The sequence below is a fragment of the Pontibacter ummariensis genome (assembly GCF_900188175.1).
GTDB classification, from domain to species: domain Bacteria; phylum Bacteroidota; class Bacteroidia; order Cytophagales; family Hymenobacteraceae; genus Pontibacter; species Pontibacter ummariensis.
This window is the reverse complement of the sequence record NZ_FZOQ01000006.1, coordinates 174,121-199,301: the sequence shown is the minus strand read 5'-3', so window position 1 is coordinate 199,301 and position 25,181 is coordinate 174,121. Positions and strand designations below refer to the sequence as shown.

Here is a 25,181-nt window from a genome sequence, read left to right as displayed (position 1 = left end):
TTAACACGACTAAGATACGTGAATGAACGATAAACAACATACCATACAGGCCCCGGTAACCGTATCGGGCGTAGGGTTACACACAGGCGTGACTTCAAACATGACGTTTAAGCCTGCGCCAATCAACCACGGATACAAGTTCCAGCGCATCGACCTGCCAGGACAGCCTATCGTGAGTGCCGATGTAGACAATGTCGTCGACCTGTCCCGGGGCACGACCATAGAGCAGAACGGTGCCCGTGTTAATACAGTGGAGCACACGCTGGCAGCCTTGGTGGGCTTGCAAATAGACAACGTGCTGATTGAGCTGGACGGCCCGGAGCCCCCTATTATGGATGGGTCAGCCATCGAGTTTGTAAAGGCCCTACAGGGAGCTGGCCTACAGGAGCAGAACGCCCTGCGCAACTACTTCGAGATTACGAAAGGCCTGACATACAAAGACGAGAGCCGCGGTGTGGAAATCGTGGGCTTGCCCCTGGATGACTACCGCCTGACGGTGATGGTGGATTACAATTCCCCAATCCTGGGTAGCCAGCATGCCTCTATCACAGACATTGAGCAGTTTACAGAAGAGATAGCCCCTTCCCGTACGTTCGTGTTTCTGCACGAACTGGAGGCGCTATTCAAACAGAACCTGATCAAAGGCGGTGACCTGGATAACGCCATCGTGATCGTGGACCGTGTGGTGCAGGAGGACGAGCTTAGCCACCTGTCGGAACTACTGCAAAAGCCGAAGGTGGAGGTAAAAGCGGAAGGCGTGCTGAACAACACGGACCTGCGCTTCAAGAACGAACCTGCCCGCCATAAACTGCTGGACTTGTTGGGTGATCTTGCTTTGATCGGAAGACCGATCAAAGGCCAAATACTGGCTGCACGCCCTGGCCATGCGGCCAACGTGGGCTTTGCCAAAAAGGTAAAAAAGATGATCCAGGAAGCGGCCATCAAAAACGTGCCGACTTACGACCCCAAGAAGAAGCCGGTGATGGACATCAACCAGATTGCCGCTACGCTTCCGCACCGTTACCCTTTCCTGCTGATTGATAAAATCATTCACTTAGACGAAACTACGGTTACAGGCGTTAAGAACATTACCATGAACGAGCCCTTCTTTCAGGGGCACTTCCCGGGTAACCCAGTGCTGCCGGGTGTGATCCAAATAGAGGCCATGGCCCAGACGGGAGGCATTCTGGTACTGAATACCGTTGAAAACCCGGAGGACTACTGGACTTACTTTCTGGGCATAGACAAGTGCCGCTTTAAGCGCAAGGTAATTCCGGGCGATACAATCATCTTTAAATGTGAACTGCTGGCGCCAATCAAACGGGGTATTGCCAAAATGCATGGCCAGGCTTTTGTGGCCGGCCAACTGGTAATGGAAGCAGAAATGTCGGCAAGTATAGTAAAGAAAGACGCATGAATCAGCCATTAGCATACATACACCCAGAGGCTAAGATCGCGCAGAACGTAGTGGTAGAGCCATTCTCCACCATTTACAAGAACGTGGAGATCGGCGAGGGGACCTGGATCGGACCGAACGTAACCATCATGGAAGGTGCACGCATCGGGAAAAACTGCAAGATCTTCCCGGGTGCTGTTATCTCCTCAGTGCCCCAGGACCTGAAGTTCGCCGGCGAGGAAACTACCGCCATTATCGGAGATAACACCGTGATACGCGAGTGTGTGACGGTTAGCCGCGGCACGATTGATAAGATGAAGACAATCGTGGGCAGCAACTGCCTGGTAATGTCTTATGCCCACATTGCGCATGATTGCGTGATAGGCAATAATTGTATCGTTGTGAACGCCGTGCAGATGGCTGGCCACGTAGAAATGGGCGACTATGCCATTATCGGGGGCTCCAGTGCGGTGCATCAATTTGTTAAGATCGGTGCGCATGCCATGATTTCCGGTGGCTCTCTTATCCGTAAAGATGTTCCTCCGTTTGTAAAAGCGGCCCGTGAGCCACTTACCTATGCCGGTATTAATTCCATCGGGCTCCGCCGCAGAGGCTTCACGAGTGAGCAAATAAACGACATACAGCAGGTGTACCGCATCCTGTTCATGAGTGGCCTGAACAACACAGAAGCCCTCGATAAGATAGAGCTGGAGTTGGCGCCAAGTAAGGAGCGTGACGAGATCATTAACTTTATCCGTAACTCCGGCCGCGGTATTATCAAGAGTTATTTTGCAAAAGATGCAGGTTAGCCTAAGCAACTTAGGTAAACGCTATAATTACGAGTGGATTTTCCGGAACCTGACCTATACGTTTGAGTCAGGCGCCTCTTATGCCATTTTAGGGCATAATGGCTCCGGGAAATCCACTCTTCTTACGACTATCGCAGGCTATAACCTACATAGCGAGGGGCAGATAAACTACACCCTGCATGCAAAGCCCCTTTCTGTGGAGGAAGCTTACCGTCACCTGTCCCTGACGGCGCCCTACCTGGAAGTGATCGAGGAGTTTACCCTGCTGGAAATGCTGGCTTTCCACGTAAAGTTTAAGCCCTTGCGCCACGGCCTCTCCCCTCTGGAGCTGGTTGAACGCATGGGCTTGCAGAAGGCCAAAAACAAGTTCGTAAAGGATTTTTCTTCAGGCATGAAGCAGCGCCTGAAGCTCGGCCTGGCCATATACTCCGATACGGCCCTGCTGTTGCTAGACGAACCCACCACAAACCTGGACCAGGAGGGCGTGGCCTGGTACCAGGAGCACGTGCAACAGAACCAGGAAGGCAGACTCACCATTGTCGCCTCCAACATCCTGCACGAGTACAGCTTTTGCTCGCACCGCCTTCAGATCTCTGACTATCACCCGGTCCCGAGAAAGTAGCGTTGTTCGTATTCGAGAGCTATATGATTACACGGCTAGCAGACGAAAAGGAGGTAAGTAAATGCCTGCCTTCCTTATAGGTGGCTGTTATACTTATAGCGAACAACCACCTATCCGATTAACGAAAAACGAGTAGCGAACAACGAATTTACCATGGCACTACCAATTTACGCGTAAGCTGCCTAACTTTGTTGTATATACTTCACTCATACTATGGGACGAGCATTTGAATTTAGAAAAGCCCGCAAGTTTAAGCGCTGGGACAAGATGTCGAAAGCCTTTACGCGGCTGGGCAAAGAAATAGTGATGGCCGTTAAGGAAAGCGGACCTAACCCTGACACCAACTCCCGTTTGCGCACGGCTATACAGAATGCCAAAGGTGTGAACATGCCGAAAGACCGTATTGAGGCAGCCATCAAGAGAGCATCCTCTAAAGAAGAGAAAGACTACGAGGAAGTAGTATACGAGGGCTATGCCCCCCACGGCATCGCTGTCGTGGTGGAATGCGCCACAGACAACCTGAACCGTACGGTGGCGAACGTGCGCATGCACTTCTCCAAAGGAGGCGGGTCGCTCGGCAAAACCGGTTCCCTGGACTTTATGTTCGACCGCAAGGGCATCTTTAAGATACCAGCAGAAGGCATTGACCTGGAGGAACTGGAACTGGAGCTGATTGATTTCGGTGCCGAGGATATCTACGAGCACGAAGGGGAAATCATTATCGAAACAGGCTTTACCGAGTTTGGCACCATGCAGAAAGGCCTGGAAGAAAAAGGGCTGGAAGTGACCAGTTCTGAAGTACAGCGTATCCCTACTACCCGTACCGAACTCACCGAGGAGCAGGAAGAAGAGGTAATGAACCTGATCGAGCGTCTGGAAGAGGATGACGATGTGCAGGCGGTTTACCACAACATGCAGTAACCGCTACAGGTGCTTTAAATATAGATTGGCTGCCCGGGGAAAGTACTGCGGGCGGCCAATTTTCATTTTTAACATATTCCTAGACTTACTCGCGAAAGGAAAAGAAGACACGTCCCCAGATGCTTTTATACATACTGTTTATTGTAGGCTTTGTATTTTTAATAAAAGGTGCTGACATTTTGGTAGAAGGCTCCTCCTCCATCGCAAAGCGCTTCGGCCTTTCGGATATGGTGGTGGGCCTGACGATCGTGTCCTTCGGCACCTCCCTTCCAGAGCTTATCATTAACATCCTGTCGAGCATGCAGGGCCAGTCGGAATTGGCCATAGGGAACGTGTTTGGCAGTAATGTAGCCAACCTCCTGCTCATACTGGGGGTAACGGCCCTGATCTGCCCCCTGCCTATCAGGCGGAACACCATTCTCACAGAACTCCCTTTCTCCCTTATCGCCACCCTGCTGGTAGGCTTTCTGGCCAACGCCACACTCCTGCATAACCTCGAGGACCTGTATATTAGCCGTCTGGACGGGGGGATTCTGCTGTTTTTCTTTGTCCTGTTTATGGCCTACATCTACAACGTGGCCAAAACAAATAAAGACGAGGTGATAGAGGAAGACGATACTCCGATGATGTCCATCGGTAAGTCTGTACTCTTTATTCTGTTGGGCGTGGTCGGTTTGTTCTTAGGCGGTAAGTGGGTAGTAGAGGGTGCTGTGCACATTGCGCAGTCTTTTGGCCTCAGTGAGTCCTTCATAGGCTTAACGGTAGTGGCCATCGGCACCTCGCTTCCAGAACTAGTCACCTCTGCCATGGCTGCCTACCGTCGTAATATTGATATTGCGGTGGGGAACGTGGTAGGCTCTAACATCTTTAACCTGCTCTGGATACTGGGTATCAGTGCCCTGATCAATCCACTCCCCTTCGATGTAGTGAGTAATTCCGACATCGTGATGATGATCTTTGCCAGCACGCTGCTCATCCTGGCCATGCCTATTGGCAAGAAAAACGCTATTGACAGGCTCAATGGTGTCGTCTTCCTGCTTATTTACGTGGCTTATATCGTGTTTCTGGTGCAAAGAGGGTAAGTCGCTACTCCGCTTGCACAACATAGGTTCATAGGTCAGGCCACAGCGCTTAGTAGTTCCAGGGGTAGAGGTCTGGCTCTTTGCCGCCACGGATCTTCATTCGGAGCGGGTGCACCGCCTCGCTTTCCTCAAAGTACACGAAGGCATCGTAGCGCTCAGGCACCACAGTAGGTACGTAGTTACCGAACATCTCATACTTGGGGTCATAGACCACCCCAATAGCCCGGTTCCCTATACGCTTCTGTAGCTTCGGTATGTCCCGCAGATTTTTCGACAGCACAATCTTGTCATCTGTGCCTAATTCGTGCAGCATGTGCTCCCAGCTGCCCTCTAATGCCTCTGGCACTTCCATTACCTGCATGGGCGCTCCCCATGCCTTTCCGGCAATCACAGTGCCCTTATAAGCCCCAAAACCTACGAGACGCACCTGCTCCCGTCCGTACTTCTCCCGTGCCAGCTGGCCGATGTTGAACATACCATCGTCCGCCATGTCGGTATAGCTCGCATCTCCGATATGGGTGTTGTGCTCCCACACGATGGCTTTAGATTCCGGGCCATGAAACTCCAGCAAGCGGTCCAGGGTCTCCATCATATGACTGTCGCGCACGTTCCAGGAGCTGCCTCCCCCACGCACCATCGCCCGGTAGTACTTCTCAGCGTTTACTGCCACCAAAGCGTTCTGCTTTGTATTAAAGTCATTCTCCGGGTCATCGGTGAACGTACGCTGCGACTGCACGCGCTGCAGCATCTCAATCACTTCATTTTCACAGTCTGTCGGCACAAAGGCTGTCGCCTGCGCATAAGTCTGCGGGTCGCGGTTAAAGGGCTCAAAGCAGTTGATGGCCTTACGGGCTGCCTCTACCGCCTGCCCGTCGTTGTTCTCCAGGAAATGCACGATCTGGTCCAGCGACTCCCACAGGCTATACACATCCAGCCCATAGAAGCCTGCCTTGTCACTACTGCTGCGCTGATGGTTGTAGTCCCGCAGCCACTCTATCAGGGCAGCGACCTCCCAGTTAGCCCACATCCAGGTTGGCCAGCGCCGGAACACCTGCAGTACATCCGCAATCTTACTACCAGCGTTCTGGTAGCCCTTTATCAGGCGATTAAGGGCGTAGCACTCCGGCCAGTCCCCCTCCACAGCGATAAAGTTAAAGCCCTTTTCCTGTATCAGCCGCTTCGAAATAGCTGTCCGCCATGTATAGTACTCTGAGGTCCCGTGCGACCCCTCCCCCAGCATCACGATCCGGGCATCGCCTATGTCTTCCAACAACACATCCAGGTCTTTCTCTTTGGTAAGTTTGGTATACTTTATCTGTTTGTCTTCCATAGCTGTGCTCCCTGATTCGTGCGCTGTACCTAGTTTAAAATTTGCTGTATTGTACTTTTGTTGAGGACTTTATGTTCCACAAAAAAAAGCCCCCGCTTTACTTCTGAGTAAAGCGGGGGCAATTATAAGTAAAGGTAAAGCTCCCTTAAGACTTGTCTTGCTGGCTGAAAACCCGACGCAGCAGGTCTGTCGTGCGGGCCACCGGGTTCTCACGGATATTCTGCTCTTCCTGGGCAATCAGCACGAACAGCCCGTCAATCGCCTTTTTGGTGGCGTAATCATCCAGGTCCGGATTCACTTCCTGTACCAAAGGTATCTTGTTGTACTGGTTCACAATATCGGTATAGTACCTAGTAGCATTGGTTTTTTCCAGCGAGTTAACGATAATGGGGTTAAACTTATCATACAGCTGTTGGGAGGTAGTGCGTCGCAGGTACTCTGTCGCAGCATTATCATCCCCCCGCAGGATAGCCCAGGCATCGGCAATGGTCATTTGCTTGATAGCGTCCACAAAAACAGGTACAGCACTTCTTGCGGCATCCTCAGCACCACGGTTCAGGGTAAGAATAAACTTATCTACCTCGTTCCCCAGCCCTACTTTGCGCAAGGTGTTCTCTACCCGCTGTACGTCCTCTGGGAAAGGGATGCGAAGAAGGGGATTGCCATAGTAGCCATCTACCTGTGAGGCTTGGTTGGAGCCGCTCTTGATCCCGACCTCCAGCGCCTGTTTCAGACCGGCAGCTACCTCATCGCGGGTGACCGGAAGGCCGCCTGTGCCGGCTAGCACGCCATCCATGGTACGTTGTACATCGGCCACTGTGCAGGCGGAAGCCCCCAGGGCAAGGGCAACAAAAGAAGTGTAAAGTAGTTTTCTCATATCCATAGAACATCTATAACTTAGAGCATGTTTAGATTTTTTATTCCGGAAAGCGAAGATGAGCGGCTTAAGGTTCTAAAGGCATCGTCTTTCCTCCAAAGTAAGGCATCATCACGCTCTTAAATCGGTTTTTCTAAACGTACGCACAAATCAGACCAAAAAGTATATGAAAGCAGTTCTTGCCGAGATCATCACCATTGGCGACGAAATCCTCTTCGGCCAAATCGTGGACACCAACTCGGCCTGGATGGGGACAGAGTTAACCAAAATTGGCATCCGCGTAAAGCAGATCACATCCGTCTCTGACAGCCCCGATCACATAGTAGAGGCCCTGGACAGCGCTAAGACAAGGGCAGATATTATCCTCATCACAGGTGGGCTGGGCCCGACGAAAGATGACCTGACCAAACACGTATTGGCGGAGTACTTCCACACAACGCTAAAGCTGCACGAGCCCTCGCTGGCGGATGTGACGGCCATCTTCGAGAAGCGGGGCAGGGCACTGACAGCGCTCAACAGGCAGCAGGCCTTTCTGCCCGAGTCCTGCATGCCCGTCCGTAACGTACTGGGCACCGCGCCGGGCATGTGGTTTGAACAGGAAGGGAAGGTATTTGTCTCCATGCCGGGCGTTCCCTTCGAAATGAAGCGCATGATGACGGACATTGTGCTTCCCCAACTAAAAGCCTACTTCAAAACGCCGGAGATTATCCACAAGGTAGTACAGACGGTGGGCATCCCCGAATCCATTCTGGCAGATAAACTGGAGGACTGGGAAAATAGCTTACCCTCACACCTGAAGCTTGCTTACCTGCCCCACCTCGGGGGTGTACGCCTGCGCCTGACAGGCACTGGCAGTAATGTTTCTCAACTGGAGCAGGAGCTACAGGCAGAAGTAGACAAACTGCAGGACCTCATTCCGGACTATATTTTTGCTTATGGCGAAGTGAAACTGGAGGAAGCCGTGGGGCAGCTGTTGAAAAGCCAGGGACTAACATTGGCGACTGCCGAGAGCTGTACAGGAGGTTACCTGGCGCACAGAATTACCAGTGTGGCAGGTAGCTCGGCCTATTTTCAGGGTAGCGTCATCGCCTACCACAACGAGGTAAAAACAAGCGAGCTAAATGTGCGCACTGAAACCCTACAACAACATGGTGCCGTAAGCGAGGCTACAGTGCGGGAAATGGCGGAGAACGTACGGCAGAAGTTTAAGACAGACATCGGCGTGGCCACCAGCGGAATCGCCGGACCGGGTGGAGGCAGCCCCGACAAGCCTGTGGGCACCATCTGGATCGCTTATGCCGACAAGAATGGCACCAGGACGAAACTGCTGCATTATAACAAAGACAGGCTCCTGAATATAGAGTACACTGCCCTCGCTGTACTGAATCTAATCCGGCAAAGTTTAACAGGCCTCGTTGAGGAATAGGCTAAAATTTCTAACTTTGTGCAAAATTTAGAGGAAAGGACCTTACAGAAAGTAAACACTCACTTTCTGTAGCTAACAACAGCATGGTGGCAGGCCTTTCTCTTTCATTCCTAAAAACGACAAGATCAACGAATAACGACACATATGGCACTTGTAGAAATGGTGATGCCCAAGATGGGCGAGAGTATCATGGAAGGTACCGTTCTGAAATGGCTCAAGAATGTGGGTGATACCATTGAGCAGGATGAGTCGGTGCTGGAAGTGGCTACAGATAAAGTAGACACAGAGGTACCTGCCCTGCAAGGGGGTGTGCTAAAGGAAATCCTGGTGCAGGAAGGCGATGTAGTTGCCGTTGGCGCTCCGATAGCCATCATCTCCACAAATGGGGAGGATACTGGCGCTTCTGCCGCTCCTGCAGCCGCTGAGGCCCCTACGACTACTTCTGCCCCTGAGGCTGCTCCGCAGCAGGCTGTTGCCGCTTCCTCTTCCGGTGATGCCTCCTCTAAACTGGACGAGCCCGCCACTGGCCGATTCTACTCGCCTTTAGTGCTAAACATTGCCCGCGAGGAAGGAATTTCGATGCAGGAACTGGAGTACATTCCAGGAACTGGCAAAGAGGGCCGTGTATCTAAAAAGGACATTCTCACCTACGTAGAGAGCCGCAAGCAAGCGCCACAGCAGGCAGCCTCGCAGGCAAATAATGCTCCGGCACCACAAGCTCAGCCATCGGTACAAGTCCCAGCTGCTGCCCCTGTCCCGGCAGCGCAACCACAGGCAGCTCCTGCTTCTGTGAAGCCAGCGGCCTCTGTTAGCGGTAACGACGAGATCATTGAGATGGACCGCATGCGCCGCATGATCGCTGACCGCATGGTGGAAAGCAAGCGCATTTCTCCGCACGTAACTTCTTTTGTAGAGGCCGATGTGACCAACATCGTGAACTGGCGAAACAAGTGGAAGAACGAGTACAAAAAGCGCGAGGGTGAGAACCTGACCTTTACCCCGATCATGATTGAAGCGGTGGTGAAAGCCATCAAGGACTTCCCGATGATCAACGTTTCGGTAGAGGGCAACAGCATCATCCGCCACAGAGACATCAACATCGGCATGGCCGTAGCCTTGCCAAGCGGCAACCTGATTGTGCCAAACATTAAGAACGCTGACATGATGAACCTGAATGGGCTGACCAAGAAGGTGAATGACCTGGCAAACCGTGGACGTAACAACAAACTGACGCCAGACGACCTGTCAGGAGGCACTTACACGGTATCGAATGTGGGTTCTTTCGGCAATGTAATGGGCACTCCGATCATCATGCAGCCGCAGGTGGCGATCATGGCATTGGGCGCGATCAAGAAGAAGCCAGCCGTGATCGAAACACCGGAAGGCGACCTAATCGGTATCCGCCACTTTATGTACCTGTCGCACTCCTACGACCACCGTGTGGTGGATGGCTCTTTGGGGGGCATGTTTGTGCGCCGCGTAGCTGACTATCTGGAGAACTTTGACGTGAACCAGACGATTTAACTTGGTTTAATACGTACAGGAAAGCCTGTCTCGCTCAGAGGCAGGCTTTCTTTGTTAAAAAGCGCTTGCCTGAGAGTACTTCTTGAAGAGAAGGTATAAATTAGCATCGCAAAAAAATGAAGAAGCCTAATTATAACAGACCTTACAAGATGAAAAATAGCCTTCCCTGGATTGTAGCCGCCCTTTTCCTGTTACTAGCCCTGTACTTTTACTGGCAGAAGGTAGAAGCAGAAAACCGCTTGGTCCTTTTAGAGCAGGATGTAGTGGAAGCCGGCCGAGAACTGGCACAGGAAGAAGCGCCTGAAGACTCCCTTGTGGCTGCTGAACCTTCGCCTGAAGATGAAGGAGAGCTAGTGCCTCCGGGCGGTGCCGCCTTTGTGGACGAACTGGGTACGCTGAGTGAAAGTGACATACAGCGCCTGGAGCGCAAAGGGCTCGAGAACCCGGAAGTGGGGCTCAAAAACGACCTGAACCAAAAGCAGAGCAAGTTAATCCCTACCGATGGTGTGCTGGGAGGGACGATGCGCATCCGCGATAGCCGTATCTTAAACGATCGCTATGCCCTTGCCTACTACGAGGATGGCCATATTGCCGGCTACATGCTCCTAAAATATGAAGTTAACAACGGCAACATCAACTGGACGGTGTTAGACAACACGCGGTTGTAAACCCTTTGAGCAGCGGAACTGTATCCTACAATACACCATGCTCTGACATATGCACTTACTTTTCGCTATACTTCCGCTGCTTTTTTATTTTACCCAGGAGGCTCCAAGGCTTTTGCTGCAAAAAGACTTACAGGAAGACCTTCGCCGCCTTCAGAACGGAAGCCGTTACTTTATTAGTGATACAGGTAACCCTTCCCCCTCTTTACAGAGCCTCACGGAGGACCTGCAGTTCTTCCAGCTAGTTGCAGACCTGGACTTATCTAAAGCAGACTACAGCAGCCAGCAAAGAGGGAATCATATCATCCGTTCCTGGCGGCTGCCGGACGGCGATATCAAGGTCATATACCAGATAGAAAGCCCTGTACACCTCGACACGGTTGTCACCCAGCGTTACCTTGAACAGCGGGCACCCACGCAGCACCGCATTACCAACGACTTTACCTTCCGGACCTACGCTGTATCCTCCTCTACTACGCCCCTCAAGCTGTTTTATCTGACAGAGGCAGATCAGGGCCTGCTGGCCTACCAGCTAAACGACCGACAGGTACAGGTCAATTACACCGGCAAAAAAGAGGGCCTGAGCGATATTCTGCCCCAGTACAAAGAAGAGGTCACGCAGCTACTGAAGACCTTACAAAGGCAGGAAAGGCATTACATTCAGGAGTAGTTGTCAATGTCCTTTTAGGCTGTATAGGAGTAATAAAGTGAAGGTCTCGTGCACTGCACCTTTTTACTTCAAGGACACAAAAACATAAAAAAGTACTACACGTTCTACAGCGCTTAATAAATAAATTCCTATATTTATTTGATACTCACTCCTAAGCGCATGAAAACCAAACTTTTACTCCCACTGCTACTATTACTAGCACAACTCTCTTTTGCTCAAACTACCACCAGGTCTGTCGTTGGCTTTGGAACAGTTGTTACCGGTAACGGTGACCTGCCCGGCCCAATGCTTTTGCTGGGCACGCAGAGAAAGCTTGGCAAACGCATTGGCTATGAAATTATGGCTTCCGGTTCTTCCACACAAGGTACCCGGTTCTTCGCCCCTGGCTACACCATCGAGGAAAAATCAAAAGGAATGTCTTTAGATGGCGGCTTTCACCTTTATCTGCACCTGGGCCGGCTTACTTTTTATCCGGCCATAGGGCCTAGCATACGCTTTGCCCGAGAACGCTACATGAAATCTGCCTCTATACGGCAGGTAAATGGCCAGGTAGTGGAGTTTGAATCAGAGGTGGTAGACGAGCACCAGGTACAGCTAGGGGGTATGTTAGCATTAAATATAGATGCCCGACTTACAGATAAGTACTCTTTGGGGCTTCGTGGCTCTGTGCACACATACCACACCGGACAGCGGCTGGCCTTTGTCGGCTTCACCCTTAAGAAAACAGGCTGGTGGTTTTAGAAGCTAATGGTAATTAACCGGGCGCCCACCTTATCAATCATTAACTCCACCAGTAAAAGCCTCAACTGCCTCATCAAGGCCTTCGCTACAATGGGTTCAATCAGCGGAAAGCCGATAGTTGCTACCTTCTCTTACTCCTTCTATTACAGTTCAGTATAAAACAAAACAGCGGCCGCTCCCTTTCAGGAACGGCCGCTGCTCTTCTAAAAGCTACTCTTATGTTATCTACAAAGAAGCAAGACTTTGCTCAATGGCGTTGATCTTAGCCTCTGCGTCAGCTTGCTTTTTACGCTCGTTGGCGATAACAGCCTCTGGCGCACCGTTTACGAAGCGTTCGTTGCTCAATTTCTTTGTAACAGATGCCAAAAAGCCTTTGGTATACTCCAACTCCTTTATCAGGCGCTCACGCTCCGCTTCCACATCAATATTGCCCTCCATTGGAATAAAGAATTCATCCCCGGCCACAATAAAGCTGATGGCCCCCTCGATGTTCTCCTCCACGAACTTCACCTCGTCCAGGTTGGCCAGCTTGCGCAAAATACCAAGGAAAGGTTCATACTGATCATGGCTCATCACCTTGATATATAGGCCTAGTTGCTTGTTATTCGGAATGTTCTTGGAGTTGCGGATATTACGGACAGCCCCTACCACGTTCAACACGTTCTCCATCTGCTCCACGATCTGCTCGTCGAACTTGTCCTTCTTTGGCCACGGGGCTACGATCAGGAACTCCTTCTCTTTGCGCTCCTTCAGCTCGTGCCAGATTTCTTCGGTGATGAAAGGCATAAACGGATGCAGTACTTTCAGCACTTTCTCCAGTAAGCCAACAGTTACCTCAATGGTCCGCTTATCAATCGGCTGCTGGTAGGCAGGCTTGATCATCTCCAGATAATTGGAGCAGAAGTCGTCCCATACTAGCTTATATACCGCCAGCAGCGCATCCGAAATACGGAACTTGCTGAAGTGGTCCTCTATCTGCACGAAGGCTTCGTTGAAGCGCGACTCAAACCACTTGATAGCTGTCTCGTTCGGGCATGGCAGGCTTTCGTCTACTTCCCAGCCCTTGATCAAGCGGAAGGCATTCCAGATCTTGTTGCTGAAGTTACGTCCCTGCTCTACCAATTTCTCGTCGAACAACAGGTCATTACCAGCAGGGGAACTAAAGAGCATACCTGTACGAACCCCGTCCGCGCCGTACTGCTCAATCAGGTCCAGCGGGTCAGGGGAATTACCCAGCTGCTTTGACATTTTGCGGCCCTGTGTGTCCCGCACGATGCCTGTCAGGTACACGTTCTTGAACGGCACCTCGTTACGGAACTCAAAGCCTGCCATGATCATACGCGCCACCCAGAAGAAAAGGATCTCCGGAGCAGTTACCAGATCGTTGGTTGGATAATAGTAGAGAATATCTTTATTGTCCGGGTCTTTAAAGCCGTCGAACACTGAAATTGGCCACAGCCAGGAAGAGAACCAGGTATCCAACACGTCCTCGTCCTGCTTCAGGTCGCTGAGCTGCAGCGCCTCGTTCCCGCTCTCTTTACGGGCTAGTTCTAAGGCCTCTTCATCCGTAGCCGCCACCACGAAAGAACCATCTGGCAGGTAATAGGCCGGGATGCGCTGGCCCCACCACAGCTGGCGCGAGATACACCAGTCGCGCACGTTCTCCATCCAGGAGCGGTACATGTTCTTAAATTTCGGCGGGTGCAGCCGTATCTGGTCTTCCATGACCGCCTCCAGGGCAGGCTTGGCCATTTTATCCATTTTGCACCACCACTGCATCGACAGACGCGGCTCGATCACAGCACCGGTACGCTCCGAAGTTTGCAGCACACTGGCGTACTCTTCTATCTTCACCATCAAGCCAGCCTCCTGCAAGTCCTTTACAATGTTACGGCGGGCGGCAAAACGGTCTTGCCCAACGTACAGTTGCGCCTGTTCATTCAGGGTACCGTCGTTATTCAGGATATCGATGGTTGGTAGCTTATGCTTCTGACCCAGCTCGTAGTCGTTCAGGTCGTGGGCTGGCGTTACTTTCAGAGCACCCGTACCAAAATCGATGGCCACGTACTCATCCAGGATGATTGGAATCTCTTTACCCAGCAAAGGAATGCGTACGCGCTTGCCATGCAGGTGCTTGTAGCGCTCGTCGTTTGGGTTAACCGCCACAGCCACGTCCGCCATAATGGTTTCCGGACGAGAGGTTGCCACCGTGATATAAGCAGGCTCAGCCACACCATCCGTCACTATCTCGTAGTTCAGGTGGTACATTTTGGCCATTGTCTCTTTCGGAATCACCTCCTCGTCGGATAGCGCTGTACGGCCCTGTGGGTCCCAGTTCACCATGCGCACGCCCCGGTATATCTGTCCTTTGCGGTACAGGTCCACGAATACCTCGATCACAGCGGCGCTCATGTCGTCCTCCATGGTGAAGCGGGTACGGTCCCAGTCGCAGGAAGCGCCGAGTTTCTTCAGCTGGTCCAGGATAATGCCGCCGTACTTCTCCTTCCACTCCCAGGCATAGGTCAGGAATTCCTCACGCGTGAGATCGCTTTTGTTGATGCCCTTTTCTTTCAGCATCGCCACCACCTTCGCCTCTGTAGCAATGGAAGCGTGGTCGGTACCAGGTACCCAGCAAGCCTCTTTGCCCTGCATCCGCGCACGGCGTATCAGCACATCCTGAATGGTGTTGTTGAGCATGTGTCCCATGTGCAGCACCCCCGTTACGTTGGGCGGTGGAATCACGATGGTATAAGGCTCTTTATTCGGATTAGGCTCAGAGTGGAAGAAGCCGCGCTGCATCCAGCTGTCGTACCACTTCTTCTCTACTTCTTTGGGGTTATATTTCGTTGAAATCGACATCATTTCAGGTTATTTTCGGCGTGTTGTGCTAAAAAGCAAAATTAGAGAATAAAAGACAAAAGACCATTAGACAAAGGAAGAAAGAGGATACAAGCAATACCTACAACAAAAAAGCCCGCCGAAGAGGCAGGCTTTTTTCAATCTTCAGCTAAGGACTTAGCTTGCCTGGTGCAGCCAGTCTTTCTTAGCCAACAACTCTTCCTCTGTCTCGCGGTAGTCCGGGTCGTCTACGCAGCAATCGACAGGGCAAACGGCAGCGCACTGCGGCTCTTCATGGAAGCCCATGCACTCGGTGCACTTATCAGACACAATGTAATAGAACTCGTCTGAAATCGGCTGCTGTGGGGCGTCTCCCGCAATAACCTCTCCTCCGTCTATTTCCACTTCTGTCAGGTCGGTGCCACCGCCCCAGGTCCACTCCATGCCACCTTCGTAGATCGCAGTGTTTGGGCACTCTGGCTCACAGGCTCCGCAGTTAATGCACTCGTCGGTTATCATTATCGCCATAGTCGTATCTCCTCTATATTTTTTATACTTTTGTATTTATCGTTTCTGTTAACAAACAAAATTAGGAACATTCAGTATCCTTATCAAGTATTTTTTAATACAACCTACTGCCATGACACTAGAGAACAGGATAGAAGCTTTTGTAGCACTCGGTAAGCAACTACAAAACTTAACACCGGAAGACAGGAAAGCCTGGGCGCAAGTGGCCGCCTCACGTAACCCCTGGTTTGATGCAGATAATGTGTCCTGGGCTCTTGATGGCATCATTACCATGCTGGATGAGCAGTATCTCCGAGAATGGCTTTACCCCTATCACCTCAAACAGGTTACACCTAAGAAAGTAGGCGTGGTGATGGCAGGTAATATTCCTATGGTTGGCTTCCATGATTTTCTGTCCGTACTGATCAGCGGGCATTACCTGCTCGCGAAGCCTAGTTCCGAAGACGAGCTGCTGATGAAGCGCCTGGCGAACATGCTGATCGGGATAGAACCAGCCTTCGGAAACCGCATCGAGTTTGTGGACCTCCTACGGGATGCCGACGCTATCATTGCAACCGGCTCTGATAACACAGCCCGTTACTTCGAGCATTACTTTGCCAAGCGTCCGCACATTATCCGTAAAAACAGAACGAGTATCGGCGTGCTAACAGGGCATGAGGAGAAAGACGACCTGCAGGCATTAGGCGAGGATTTCTTTCGCTACTATGGCCTCGGCTGCCGCAATGTGTCCAAAGTGTTTGTGCCGGAAGGCTATACCTTCGATAAGTTCTTTGAGGCTAACCAGTACCGCAGCTCAATCCTGGACCACCACAAGTACCAGAATAACTACGACTACAATAAGTCGATCCTGCTGGTAAACCGCGTACCGCACTTCGACAACGGCTTTATGCTGGTACAGCAAAGTGAGAAGCTGGTATCCCCTATTTCAGTGCTTTTCTACGACACATTCAGTTCCCTGGACGATCTTCGTCACAAATTAGCCAAGGTAAAAGATAAAACACAGGTAGTTGTCTCTGCCCATGGCTGGCTGGAAGGGAGTATTCCGTTTGGAGAGGCGCAAATCCCAATGGTGTGGGATTACGCTGATGGCGTAGATACACTGGCTTTCTTACAGAAACTGTAAAAAAAATACGGCAATACTAACTTTTAAGTAATCTTTTAGTATATTAGTTGAGTGTTTAATCACTTAAACAAGCAAAACTAATATATGAACACAATGACTAACCCGGTTCCACTGATAGCGAAGGAACAGCTACACTCTTTTAGATTTGCACAGGAAGATGTTCTCACTGATCTGGCAGCGCGCCAGAAGCGCCAGTGGGATATAAACAGGGCAACCTCTCTTGGCAATGCTTACCGTGGAAAAGTCGAAATTACCTTCCAGACTGCTGAAGGGGAGAAAAAACGAGTTGACACTACCGTTTGGGCTGTAGATGACCTGTTTATGATACTGAAGGCCGGTAGATATATTCCAATTATTTCGGTATTAGGCGTAGAGTTCTTTTAAGACCAAGAAACACAAAGAGACTTTTTTGCTTTAAAGCAAAAAACAAGAGGCCCCGACACGTAAGTCGGGGCCTCTTGTTTTTAATACCTTATTAACTCCAACTACACTCTTTCCAGTACCTTCACGATCAAGCTGTCGATCACCTCCTCGGCGTTGTCGGCGAACTTCTGCGTGATGCGGTTGGCAACGATAGCGTTAAGCGATAACATCTCGTGCCCCAGTAAACGGCCCATGCTGTAATAACCTGCCGTCTCCATCTCGAAATTAGTCAGCTTAAAATCGTTAAAGCGGAAATTGTGGTAGGTGTCGAGGATGGTGGGATTTTGCAGGCCGGCACGCAGCACGCGCCCCTGTGGGGCATAAAAGCCGGGGCAGGTAAGCGTGTTCCCCGGAATCATGTCGTGCGCTACTTTTTTGAGCAGGCTCTCTGAACCAGGTACACAGTAAGGTTTAAACCCTAAGCCTAAGGCTTGCTGCAAAGCCTCTGTTATCTGCTGTTCCTCAGCTGTCTGCTGCAAGGGATAAAAGGCCATTAGCGAGTCCAGGCCGATAGCCCGATGCGAGGCCAGGTGGCTTCCCAGTGGCACGCTCTCCTGCAGGGAGCCAGAGGTACCTATTCTGATAATCTTTAGCCTGATCGGCTCCTCGTTTACCTCTCTGCTCTGAAAATCAATGTTTACCAGCGCATCCAGCTCGTTCATCAAAACATCAATATTGTCTGTTCCCATACCCGTCGAAATCACGGTTAGGCGCTTGCCTTTGTAGTAGCCGGTATGTGTCACAAACTCACGCTTCACTACCTCTACCTCCAGCTCATCGAAATACTTGCTTACCTTCGCCACCCGCTCCGGGTCCCCCACTGTAATGATGGTATCGGAAATGTGCTCGGGTAGCAGGTTAAGATGGTACACGGTACCGTTGGGATTAATGATTAACTCTGATTCAGCTATGGCCATGTTCTGCTCTTTTAGGTTAATAATAACGATCAGCTGTTTCTGCTAACCGACCTGGTAAAGCCGTCCGGGCAATGAAGTACTGCCACTACGGGCCAGCAAAAGTATTAAGGTTATAGTGTACCATGGCAGACAGGGTTAAGTTTTCTTTTCCTGCGATAAAGAGCAAGGCTTGACGTTGCTGGTATGCACCTAAATTTCAGATCGTTTTAGCTAAACCGGATTTTCTGTTACTTTTACTACGGGCAAAACAAAAATTTATGCGGCTACTTTTACTATGTCTATTCATGCTAAGTATCTCCTCTAATGCCTGGAGCCAGGAACGAAAACGGGCACGGGACTATGGTGTTAAAATAGGTGTGCTGCCCACTGGCAAGCACAATGCGATTACAGACGTGCCAGGCGTAAAAGTAGGCCACACAACGCTTGTACAGGGCGAACAAGTCCGAACCGGCGTTACCGCTATTATTCCCCACGAGGGAAACGTGTTCCAGGAAAAAGTACCAGCGGCCGTGTACGTAGGGAATGGCTTCGGTAAGCTGGCCGGCACCACACAGGTACAGGAATTGGGTAACCTCGAAACGCCTATTCTTCTGACCAATACGCTAAGCGTAGGAACCGGCCTGAATGCAGTGGTAGATTACGTGTTGCAACAGCCCGGAAACGAAGAAGTGCGATCCGTAAATGCGGTGGTTGGCGAAACAAACGATGGCTACCTGAACGATATCCGGGGCAGGCATGTAACGGAAGCGCATGTGGCCTCAGCCATACAGCAAGCCAAGACCGGTGCTGTAGCAGAAGGGAACGTTGGTGCTGGCACAGGAACGGTATGCTTTGGCTTTAAGGGCGGCATTGGCACTGCCTCCCGTGCTTTGCCACAGAACATGGGTGGCTATACCGTGGGCGTGCTGGTGCAAACGAATTTCGGGGGCGTGCTGCAGCTAGACGGTGTACCAATCGGAGAAGAATTGGGGCAGTATTACTTCAGCCAAAAGATCAAAGACAGCGCTGACGGCTCCTGTATGATTGTAGTGGCTACCGATGCCCCTGTAGATGCCCGCAATCTGGAGCGCATGGCCAAACGCGCCATGATGGGACTGGCCAAGACAGGTGGCATTGCCTCCAACGGCAGTGGGGATTATGTGATCGCCTTCTCCTCCAACGCCGCACTGCGTATTCCTTACAATTCTCCGGCAAAGACCGAAACAGTAACCTTGCTACGCAACGACGAGATGTCTCCGCTGTTTATGGCTACGATAGAGGCCACAGAAGAAGCTATTGTCAATTCTCTTTTTAAAGCCGAAACCATGCAAGGCAGAGAACAGCAAGTGGTAGAGGCTCTTCCTATTGAAAAAGTTGTCAAAATCTTAAAGAAACACCATGCCCTCGAGCTCTAAGCTCCACGCCTATATTCACGGTAAAATTCAGCCGCTACAAGATGCTTACCTGCACGTGAGCGACCTATCTGTACAGCGAGGCTATGGGGTGTTCGACTTCTTTAAAGTGCAGGATGGGAAGCCCGTGTTTCTGGACGATTACCTGCAACGCTTTTACGAATCAGCCAGGTTGATGGACATGGCCGTTCCGCTTTCAGAAAAGAAGCTGAAGGAGGTAATTGCGCAGTTGATTCAACTAAACCAGCTCCCCCTATCCGGGGTTAAAATGATCCTGACAGGTGGTTACTCCCCCAATGGCTACGACCTCGCTGCGCCAAACCTGATCATGATGCAACAAGGATTTAGTTTACCTAACCGAGCAACGGTAGAAGAAGGCATCAAGATCATCACGCACGAGTACGTGCGCGAAATACCGGTAGCCAAAACGATCAACTACACGGTAGGAATCCGGCTACAAAAGGAGATAAAAGCGCAAGGGGCGGATGATGTATTGTATCATCAGCAGGGAACAGTGACGGAGTTCCCCCGCTGCAACTTCTTTATCGTAAAGCAGGACAATACTGTTGTAACGCCGGCAAAGGACGTGCTCCTGGGCATTACCCGAAAGAGAACCCTGGAGCTCGCTTCGCAGCAGTACCCGGTAGTAGAAGGGCCGGTGACACTGGAGGACATTTACCAGGCAAAAGAAGCTTTCCTGACCAGTACCACCAAGAGAATACTGCCAATCGTACAGGTAAACGGCAGGGCAATCGGCGACGGAAAGTCAGGCACAGTTACACTTGACTTGCTGGACCGATTGATCGCACAGGAAGAGCAGCAGGTATCCCGAACAGCCTAAAAAAAGAAAAGCGTGGCCTGAGGGCACACGCTTTTCCTGAGCTTTAGAGAATACTTATATCTGTACGTCAGTTTTCTTTTTGCGGTTGAAGCCTTTTAAAGGATTATAACCGTTCATTTCTTTCTGGTAGTAACCGGTTCCATCGTAAGGGCGTTTCTCCGGGTGCTCTTTGCACTCGGCAGAGCAAGCACCCTCCATTTCATGCCCACAGTTCTCACAGATTGGCACGTGGCGGTTACAAACCGGGTTAGCACAGTTTACCATGCGGTCACTCTCTGTGTTGCACACGTAGCACCTGGATACCACCTTTGGGTTTACGCGGTTCACATCCACCGCTACCCGGTTATCAAATACATAGCACTTGCCCTCAAAGTCCTCTCCGCCGGCCTCCATGCCATATTTGATGATACCCCCGTGCAACTGGTACACATTCTCAAAGCCCTGCTCCAGCAAAAAGGCGCTCGCCTTCTCGCACTTGATGCCGCCTGTGCAGTAGGTCAGTACTTTCTTGTCCTTGTACTTCTCCTTCAGCTCGTTCACCTTCTCCGGAAACTCACGGAAGTTCTCGATATCCAGCGTCACCGCGTTTTTAAAGCGCCCTACACTGTGCTCGTAATCGGAACGCACGTCCAGTACCACCACGTCCTCCTTGTCTTTCATATCCTTAAACTCAGCGGGTGAAAGGTGCACGCCTGTCCGCTTGTTCGGGTCAATGTGGGTAAGGCCTGAGTGTACAATCTCTGGCTTATAACGCACATGCAGTTTTGTAAAGGCGTGCTTGTCTGAATAATCTACTTTAAAATCGGTCTTGGTAAAGCGTGGGTCTGCCTTCATCCATGCCATGTACTTGTCACAGTCCTCTTTCAGGCCGGACACGGTACCGTTGATCCCTTCAGCAGAGACAATGATGCGGCCGAGCAAATTCAGCTCCAGGCAAAGTAGGTGATGTTCATCCCGGAAAGCCTCCGGATCCTCTATGGGCGTATAGCAATAATAGAGTAGTATGCTGTATGGTTTGTTCATAACTGCTAAGTTTCTCGCTTAGTGTTAATTTTAATTTATAATTACTTTCTGAATAAAAGACAGGACAAGATGCCCTTTCTCTTTTTGCCGGGCAAAACTAGCCAAAGCCGTATTCCCCGAAAATGACATTTATCAGTTCTGCTGTGTAACAGCAGAAAACGCTTGAAAAGTTTACTTTACAGGGGCAGCCGGGTTGCCGAACACCGTTGCTTTTGCAGGCACGTCTGCTACCACAACAGAACCAGCCCCCACACGGGCATTCTTCCCGATCTTCACGCCGGATACGATCACCGCACCGGTACCAATGAAAGCGCCTTCCTCTACCACCACTTCTGAATTGATAATAGCGCCGGTCCCCACTTGCACAAAATCGCTGAGCTCTGCCTTGGTATCCACCACGGCATTTGAATGGATCAGGCAATGGTTCCCCACCTTGGCATTGTTGTTAATCACAGCGCCAGCCGCCACCATGTTGCCATGGCCCAGCCAGGCAAACTCTGACACCGCGCTAAAACGGTGAATGGCATTTACCGGCACTGCCTTGTACTCCTCCTTCAGCAGTTTGATCAGGCCTTTGCGTGCCGCAGCATCCTCGACCGCCACAAACACATCGCACTTTTTGCCGATCAGCTTCAGAAACTCACTGTCTTCGGTGCCGCCCATTACGGCAATATTGTTCACTTCCTCCTGCTGCTGTTCCTTATTATCTTCCAGAAAGCAGTACACGATAACGCTGTTGCTGTTGAAAATATCTAACGCGGCAGTACCCAACTTTTGGGCACCTAATATGATCACAGGATTTTGCATAACTCCATTTAAATAAGCTGCAAAGATACAAAGAAGCCCGGGAGATTAAAAGAGGGACTATAGCCCCAGCTTTTGCAGCACCCGCTGTGCATAGGCGTTTTGTAGCAGCAGGTACACCAGGAAAGGCAGGAACACAATTCGGTAACGGCTCAGGGAACCGAAGTTTGGGGTGGTCAGGCCGACAACGCCCGCTAACACCAGCACAAAGATCAGAAACACGAGGTGCAGCAAGGGAGGACGCTGAAAACCTTTCCGTAAAGCGGCTGCAAAAAAAAGTACCGTGAGTACTAGGAGTAAGAGGTTTTCCAGTCCCATCAGCACATACAGTGCCCCCCAGGCTTCCCCTAAAAAAGGGCGGTACACAGCGCTTAGGGCAGCTTCAGGATAGCTAAGTAAGCTTTGCTCTACTCCCGGCCCCATCCGCTCCAGCACGATGTGCGGCCCATGCCGGGACACTTCTAACATACTGGTGTAGTTGCGGTGCATCTCAGAAAGCAGAAAGTCCAGGCTAAAGAAAACACCCAGCAGGCTACCCGCAAGTGCTCCCAACACAAGAACAAACAAAAAGCTTCCGACCTGCACGGCATAGGACTCTCCCATCCGCGTGTGCCTGCTCACAAGCTTAATGAAGATGTAGGCCAAGAGCAAAGGAATCAGCACTGCCGCATAAAAGAGCTTGATTCTGACAAAAACGTAAAGCATGAGCGGCGCCAGGATAAGCTGCCCTGCGCGCGCCTTTCTTCCGTGGGTAATTTTTAAAGCGAAGAAGATAAGCCAGCACATGCTCCCAAACATGAGGGCATCTTTTAACAAGCCAGAACTCCAGAAAACCACTGATGGGAAAAAGAGAAAAGCAATAGCCGCTGCCTTCCCTCTTTTAGGAAAACAGGCTTGCAACGAGGCGACTAAACGTGCCGCGCCCCAAAAGCTAAAGAGACTCAGGTACAGGGCATTTAAGTAATAAGAACTGCGGGTAAGCAGATTCAGTGCACTAAGAAGTTTGATAAAGTAGAAGGAGTTGGAAAAGTCAGGGAACTTCGAAAAAGGCACCGTTGCCCGAAACGCCTCGCTGCTAAAGGTATTAAAGAGCAACAGTTTACTATAAGCTCCGGGGTTCTGCAGGGCATAATCCGTGAGTACGAGTGAGGCCTTATAGTAGGTAATTGTGTCTCCACTATGATAGTAATAGCGGTAAAGCAGTCCGAGCAGAATGCCACAAAGAAGCTTAAATACGAGCGCCGGCAAAAAGTAGGGCTTTAGAGTGCTTGCCCAATCCTGCCGCTGCATCCAGCTTACAAGCCCTACGATAAGCAGCAGGTGCAGCCCATAAAAAAGTAAACTCATGCCGTGAAGCTGTTCTGTTTCATCACCTTGTTCCCTATGGCGCAGCGCATGCAGTTTACTGGCTGGCAATAGTTCTTGTATAGCCCCAGGGCCGCCTGGTTATCTGCGGCTGACTTGGCTTGCCAGCCCAGCTCCTCATACAAGCGGGTTATTTTGTTGCTTTCCTCCTTCAGCTGCTCTAACAAGTTAACGGCCTTTTCCAGATGCTGCCTGTTATCGGTATAAGCGGCATAGGCCGTGAGTAGGGGCACGGTAACATTGATAATGAGGTTGTGCGCGCTCCCCTTGCCCATCCGCTGGAGCAAGGCCTTTTTCTCTTTGCCCAACAGGTAGTGTTGCTGCCAGTATGGTGAGGCCTGCGCCTGGAAGAAAGCCTCATATGCCTTCACCGTTTTTGCTTCCAGTAACATGGAGAAAAAACCCTGTTGCTGGTATAGCACAGCAGCAACCTGTGCTAGCCGCACCGTGGGGAAATTGGCTGGGCGCAACCGCAGAAAGTTCCACTGATACCGCTCCATCTTCCGGGTTTGCAGCTGGTACTTATGGCTCAGGAAAAGATACTCTTTTTGTAACTGCCGTGCATACTCATCCGGGGCTTCCTCCAAAAAGCCTGCCTGCCCCAACAGCAGTGCCTCCAGTTGCAAAAGGGAAGCCTGGTGCCTTCGCACAACAGACAGTGGCAAGGCATTTGCCAGTTCCCCGAAGGCCTGTTGATTGATTTTAAAGCCAAAGCCGCGCAGCAAGGTGTGGTAGGCCGTTTGTTCCCAATCATGTTCATAGCGCTGAAAGGTCTTTAGCACCTCTTCCCCCTTGGTCTCCAGCCGCTCTACCAAGGCGCGTTCCAGCATCAGTGTTTTGGTGATCTCGGGCACATCCGGCCAGAAAGCGGCACAGGGAATAGCATTTTTTGCCTGTTGCAGCCGCTCATAGGTTTTTAGCAGTTGCAGGTCTACCCGTTCTTTCAACTCCAGTACAGGTACTAAAGTCCCGTCTGTCCGTTGCACGGGCTTATCCGCCTCCCACACCACATGCAGCACGACCTGGTCATACCTGGGGTCCTGCTGGTGCTGATGGCGGTACCATTCCGAAGCCCTTACGTGGATCTCCACGCTTCCTGACCACTCTACCTCTCCTACACGAAGAATGGCTTCCCTAAAATCGGGTCCGGCATCTGTATTATAGTAGCCTACCCGCAGCACTTGTAGCATTTCATCGTCAGCTGTTGCCAAGCCCGCTTTAGCAAAATACTGGTGTTGCCAGATGTAGTGCAGGAAGTCCTCTTTCATGCTTCAGGTTTATACACCAAGATGCGGAAAGTACGGTTTAAAACCAACTTTATGCAGCAGCGCCTGCCCCGGAAGGAGCAGGCGCGACACTTTTTGAATGGCTAGCTATCCTTACCACGATACTTTAGCTGCATGCCATGCAGGAAGTTGCGCAGGATCTGATCTTTGCACTGCCGGTACTGGCTCTGGTTCGGGTTGCGGAAAAATGCGCTTAGCTCATGCTTGCTCAAGCGGAAATTTGCCAGGGCAAGTATATCCAGCATGTCCTCATCTTTCAGGTTCAACGCAATTTTCAGCTTTCGTAGAATTATATTGTTGTTCAAGCGCTTTTCCGGCTCAGGCTGTGGGCCTTCTTTTTTACCTCTCCTGTCGTTGATCAGCCCATTCAGGAAGCCTGCCAAATGCTCGTCGTCCAACTCCTTGACCTCGGGGTCATCCTCCTTCTTTAACCAGTCGCTTACCTCTGCTCGTGTTACCTGCTGCCCTGCCGAGGCAAACAGCTCCATCATTTTGGAATCAGAGAAATCGAAGGTATAGCGGATCCGGCGTAGTATATCGTTATTATTCATAATGAGCTATTTTATATTAAGAGGAGGA

At 50.9% G+C, this 25,181-nt stretch carries 24 protein-coding genes; 14 read left to right on the top strand and 10 right to left on the bottom strand.

The genetic code is table 11. The annotated features are described in order from the left end of the window. Window positions 1-22: 22 nt before the first annotated feature. The 5 genes from CHB92_RS08875 (at window position 23) to CHB92_RS08855 (ending at window position 4,830) form a co-directional block, all read left to right on the top strand. Window positions 23-1,417, top strand: a complete 1,395-nt coding sequence (locus CHB92_RS08875; protein ID WP_089318828.1) for a bifunctional UDP-3-O-[3-hydroxymyristoyl] N-acetylglucosamine deacetylase/3-hydroxyacyl-ACP dehydratase — start codon at window positions 23-25, stop codon at window positions 1,415-1,417. After that, window positions 1,414-2,205 (top strand): acyl-ACP--UDP-N-acetylglucosamine O-acyltransferase, encoded by a 792-nt coding sequence (gene lpxA / locus CHB92_RS08870; RefSeq protein WP_089318827.1) that lies wholly within the window; start codon window positions 1,414-1,416, stop codon window positions 2,203-2,205. The genes CHB92_RS08875 and lpxA overlap by 4 nt, the downstream gene beginning before the upstream one ends. After that, on the top strand, window positions 2,195-2,827 hold the full coding sequence (locus tag CHB92_RS08865; RefSeq protein ID WP_089318826.1) for an ABC transporter ATP-binding protein: 633 nt from the start codon (window positions 2,195-2,197) through the stop codon (window positions 2,825-2,827). The genes lpxA and CHB92_RS08865 overlap by 11 nt, the downstream gene beginning before the upstream one ends. 213 nt (window positions 2,828-3,040) lie before the next feature. Continuing rightward, on the top strand, window positions 3,041-3,748 hold the full coding sequence (locus CHB92_RS08860; RefSeq protein WP_089318825.1) for a YebC/PmpR family DNA-binding transcriptional regulator: 708 nt from the start codon (window positions 3,041-3,043) through the stop codon (window positions 3,746-3,748). A gap of 119 nt (window positions 3,749-3,867) precedes the next feature. After that, on the top strand, window positions 3,868-4,830 hold the full coding sequence (locus tag CHB92_RS08855) for a calcium/sodium antiporter (RefSeq protein ID WP_089318824.1): 963 nt from the start codon (window positions 3,868-3,870) through the stop codon (window positions 4,828-4,830). A gap of 49 nt (window positions 4,831-4,879) precedes the next feature. Here CHB92_RS08855 and CHB92_RS08850 read toward each other — a convergent pair whose 3' ends face one another. Both CHB92_RS08850 and CHB92_RS08845 read right to left on the bottom strand, forming a co-directional pair. Further along, entirely contained in the window at window positions 4,880-6,160 is a 1,281-nt protein-coding gene (locus CHB92_RS08850; protein WP_089318823.1) for an erythromycin esterase family protein, read from the bottom strand. Between the two features lie 145 nt (window positions 6,161-6,305). Next, window positions 6,306-7,037 carry a DUF4197 domain-containing protein gene (locus CHB92_RS08845; RefSeq protein ID WP_089318906.1) on the bottom strand — a complete coding sequence of 244 codons (732 nt, stop codon included), beginning with the start codon at window positions 7,035-7,037 and terminating at the stop codon, window positions 6,306-6,308. Window positions 7,038-7,203: 166 nt separating this feature from the next. Here CHB92_RS08845 and CHB92_RS08840 point away from each other — a divergent pair, with 166 nt between their 5' ends. The 5 genes from CHB92_RS08840 to CHB92_RS08820 all read left to right on the top strand — a co-directional run bounded on the left by CHB92_RS08840 (window position 7,204) and on the right by CHB92_RS08820 (window position 12,063). Further along, entirely contained in the window at window positions 7,204-8,463 is a 1,260-nt protein-coding gene (locus CHB92_RS08840) for a competence/damage-inducible protein A (RefSeq protein WP_089318822.1), read from the top strand. Between the two features lie 144 nt (window positions 8,464-8,607). Beyond that, window positions 8,608-9,987, top strand: coding sequence for a dihydrolipoamide acetyltransferase family protein (locus tag CHB92_RS08835; RefSeq protein WP_089318821.1), 1,380 nt, complete (start codon window positions 8,608-8,610; stop codon window positions 9,985-9,987). Between the two features lie 116 nt (window positions 9,988-10,103). Next, window positions 10,104-10,655 (top strand): hypothetical protein, encoded by a 552-nt coding sequence (locus CHB92_RS08830; protein ID WP_245842400.1) that lies wholly within the window; start codon window positions 10,104-10,106, stop codon window positions 10,653-10,655. Window positions 10,656-10,704: 49 nt separating this feature from the next. Continuing rightward, entirely contained in the window at window positions 10,705-11,322 is a 618-nt protein-coding gene (locus CHB92_RS08825; protein ID WP_089318820.1) for a hypothetical protein, read from the top strand. A gap of 159 nt (window positions 11,323-11,481) precedes the next feature. Next, complete coding sequence (locus CHB92_RS08820; protein ID WP_144266291.1) at window positions 11,482-12,063, top strand: hypothetical protein; 582 nt, start codon at window positions 11,482-11,484, stop codon at window positions 12,061-12,063. Between the two features lie 225 nt (window positions 12,064-12,288). On the opposite strand, the gene CHB92_RS08815 is transcribed toward CHB92_RS08820, so the two are convergent. Together CHB92_RS08815 and CHB92_RS08810 are read right to left on the bottom strand one after the other, a co-directional pair. Further along, on the bottom strand, window positions 12,289-14,922 hold the full coding sequence (locus tag CHB92_RS08815) for a valine--tRNA ligase (RefSeq protein ID WP_089318904.1): 2,634 nt from the start codon (window positions 14,920-14,922) through the stop codon (window positions 12,289-12,291). A 156-nt stretch (window positions 14,923-15,078) separates the two neighbouring features. Then, the gene (locus tag CHB92_RS08810) at window positions 15,079-15,429 is read right to left on the bottom strand and encodes a 4Fe-4S binding protein (RefSeq protein WP_089318818.1); all 351 of its coding nucleotides are present in this window, start codon (window positions 15,427-15,429) and stop codon (window positions 15,079-15,081) included. Between the two features lie 112 nt (window positions 15,430-15,541). Between CHB92_RS08810 and CHB92_RS08805 the strand changes: the two genes are divergently transcribed. Beyond that, the gene (locus tag CHB92_RS08805; protein WP_089318817.1) at window positions 15,542-16,552 is read left to right on the top strand and encodes an acyl-CoA reductase; all 1,011 of its coding nucleotides are present in this window, start codon (window positions 15,542-15,544) and stop codon (window positions 16,550-16,552) included. Window positions 16,553-16,636: 84 nt separating this feature from the next. Continuing rightward, window positions 16,637-16,936, top strand: a complete 300-nt coding sequence (locus tag CHB92_RS08800) for a hypothetical protein (protein ID WP_089318816.1) — start codon at window positions 16,637-16,639, stop codon at window positions 16,934-16,936. Window positions 16,937-17,037: 101 nt separating this feature from the next. Here CHB92_RS08800 and CHB92_RS08795 read toward each other — a convergent pair whose 3' ends face one another. Beyond that, window positions 17,038-17,892: a nucleoside phosphorylase gene (locus CHB92_RS08795; RefSeq protein WP_089318815.1), complete on the bottom strand. Its 855-nt coding sequence runs from the start codon at window positions 17,890-17,892 to the stop codon at window positions 17,038-17,040. 257 nt (window positions 17,893-18,149) lie between these two features. Here CHB92_RS08795 and CHB92_RS08790 point away from each other — a divergent pair, with 257 nt between their 5' ends. Beyond that, a complete protein-coding gene (locus tag CHB92_RS08790) occupies window positions 18,150-19,286 on the top strand; it encodes a DmpA family aminopeptidase (protein WP_089318814.1) in 1,137 nt (378 codons plus the stop codon). Continuing rightward, window positions 19,270-20,124 (top strand): aminotransferase class IV, encoded by an 855-nt coding sequence (locus CHB92_RS08785; RefSeq protein WP_089318813.1) that lies wholly within the window; start codon window positions 19,270-19,272, stop codon window positions 20,122-20,124. The genes CHB92_RS08790 and CHB92_RS08785 overlap by 17 nt, the downstream gene beginning before the upstream one ends. A gap of 54 nt (window positions 20,125-20,178) precedes the next feature. On the opposite strand, the gene trhO is transcribed toward CHB92_RS08785, so the two are convergent. The 5 genes from trhO to CHB92_RS08760 form a co-directional block, all read right to left on the bottom strand. Then, window positions 20,179-21,147 (bottom strand): oxygen-dependent tRNA uridine(34) hydroxylase TrhO, encoded by a 969-nt coding sequence (gene trhO / locus CHB92_RS08780; RefSeq protein WP_089318812.1) that lies wholly within the window; start codon window positions 21,145-21,147, stop codon window positions 20,179-20,181. Between the two features lie 171 nt (window positions 21,148-21,318). Further along, window positions 21,319-21,954 (bottom strand): NeuD/PglB/VioB family sugar acetyltransferase, encoded by a 636-nt coding sequence (locus CHB92_RS08775; protein WP_089318811.1) that lies wholly within the window; start codon window positions 21,952-21,954, stop codon window positions 21,319-21,321. A 57-nt stretch (window positions 21,955-22,011) separates the two neighbouring features. Then, window positions 22,012-23,298, bottom strand: coding sequence for a hypothetical protein (locus CHB92_RS08770; RefSeq protein WP_089318810.1), 1,287 nt, complete (start codon window positions 23,296-23,298; stop codon window positions 22,012-22,014). Further along, on the bottom strand, window positions 23,295-24,584 hold the full coding sequence (locus tag CHB92_RS08765; RefSeq protein ID WP_089318809.1) for a DUF2851 family protein: 1,290 nt from the start codon (window positions 24,582-24,584) through the stop codon (window positions 23,295-23,297). Before CHB92_RS08765 ends, CHB92_RS08770 begins: the two co-directional genes overlap by 4 nt. Window positions 24,585-24,685: 101 nt before the next feature. Next, window positions 24,686-25,153, bottom strand: a complete 468-nt coding sequence (locus tag CHB92_RS08760; protein WP_089318808.1) for a YehS family protein — start codon at window positions 25,151-25,153, stop codon at window positions 24,686-24,688. Window positions 25,154-25,181 lie beyond the last annotated feature (28 nt).

Coding starts and splice junctions, on each gene's coding strand:
- CHB92_RS08875 (WP_089318828.1), top strand. CDS start 23: ATGAACGATAAACAACATACCATACAGGCCCCGGTAACCGTATCGGGC.
- lpxA (WP_089318827.1), top strand. CDS start 1,414: ATGAATCAGCCATTAGCATACATACACCCAGAGGCTAAGATCGCGCAG.
- CHB92_RS08865 (WP_089318826.1), top strand. CDS start 2,195: ATGCAGGTTAGCCTAAGCAACTTAGGTAAACGCTATAATTACGAGTGG.
- CHB92_RS08860 (WP_089318825.1), top strand. CDS start 3,041: ATGGGACGAGCATTTGAATTTAGAAAAGCCCGCAAGTTTAAGCGCTGG.
- CHB92_RS08855 (WP_089318824.1), top strand. CDS start 3,868: ATGCTTTTATACATACTGTTTATTGTAGGCTTTGTATTTTTAATAAAA.
- CHB92_RS08850 (WP_089318823.1), bottom strand. CDS start 6,160: ATGGAAGACAAACAGATAAAGTATACCAAACTTACCAAAGAGAAAGAC.
- CHB92_RS08845 (WP_089318906.1), bottom strand. CDS start 7,037: ATGAGAAAACTACTTTACACTTCTTTTGTTGCCCTTGCCCTGGGGGCT.
- CHB92_RS08840 (WP_089318822.1), top strand. CDS start 7,204: ATGAAAGCAGTTCTTGCCGAGATCATCACCATTGGCGACGAAATCCTC.
- CHB92_RS08835 (WP_089318821.1), top strand. CDS start 8,608: ATGGCACTTGTAGAAATGGTGATGCCCAAGATGGGCGAGAGTATCATG.
- CHB92_RS08830 (WP_245842400.1), top strand. CDS start 10,104: ATGAAGAAGCCTAATTATAACAGACCTTACAAGATGAAAAATAGCCTT.
- CHB92_RS08825 (WP_089318820.1), top strand. CDS start 10,705: ATGCACTTACTTTTCGCTATACTTCCGCTGCTTTTTTATTTTACCCAG.
- CHB92_RS08820 (WP_144266291.1), top strand. CDS start 11,482: ATGAAAACCAAACTTTTACTCCCACTGCTACTATTACTAGCACAACTC.
- CHB92_RS08815 (WP_089318904.1), bottom strand. CDS start 14,922: ATGTCGATTTCAACGAAATATAACCCCAAAGAAGTAGAGAAGAAGTGG.
- CHB92_RS08810 (WP_089318818.1), bottom strand. CDS start 15,429: ATGGCGATAATGATAACCGACGAGTGCATTAACTGCGGAGCCTGTGAG.
- CHB92_RS08805 (WP_089318817.1), top strand. CDS start 15,542: ATGACACTAGAGAACAGGATAGAAGCTTTTGTAGCACTCGGTAAGCAA.
- CHB92_RS08800 (WP_089318816.1), top strand. CDS start 16,637: ATGAACACAATGACTAACCCGGTTCCACTGATAGCGAAGGAACAGCTA.
- CHB92_RS08795 (WP_089318815.1), bottom strand. CDS start 17,892: ATGGCCATAGCTGAATCAGAGTTAATCATTAATCCCAACGGTACCGTG.
- CHB92_RS08790 (WP_089318814.1), top strand. CDS start 18,150: ATGCGGCTACTTTTACTATGTCTATTCATGCTAAGTATCTCCTCTAAT.
- CHB92_RS08785 (WP_089318813.1), top strand. CDS start 19,270: ATGCCCTCGAGCTCTAAGCTCCACGCCTATATTCACGGTAAAATTCAG.
- trhO (WP_089318812.1), bottom strand. CDS start 21,147: ATGAACAAACCATACAGCATACTACTCTATTATTGCTATACGCCCATA.
- CHB92_RS08775 (WP_089318811.1), bottom strand. CDS start 21,954: ATGCAAAATCCTGTGATCATATTAGGTGCCCAAAAGTTGGGTACTGCC.
- CHB92_RS08770 (WP_089318810.1), bottom strand. CDS start 23,298: ATGAGTTTACTTTTTTATGGGCTGCACCTGCTGCTTATCGTAGGGCTT.
- CHB92_RS08765 (WP_089318809.1), bottom strand. CDS start 24,584: ATGAAAGAGGACTTCCTGCACTACATCTGGCAACACCAGTATTTTGCT.
- CHB92_RS08760 (WP_089318808.1), bottom strand. CDS start 25,153: ATGAATAATAACGATATACTACGCCGGATCCGCTATACCTTCGATTTC.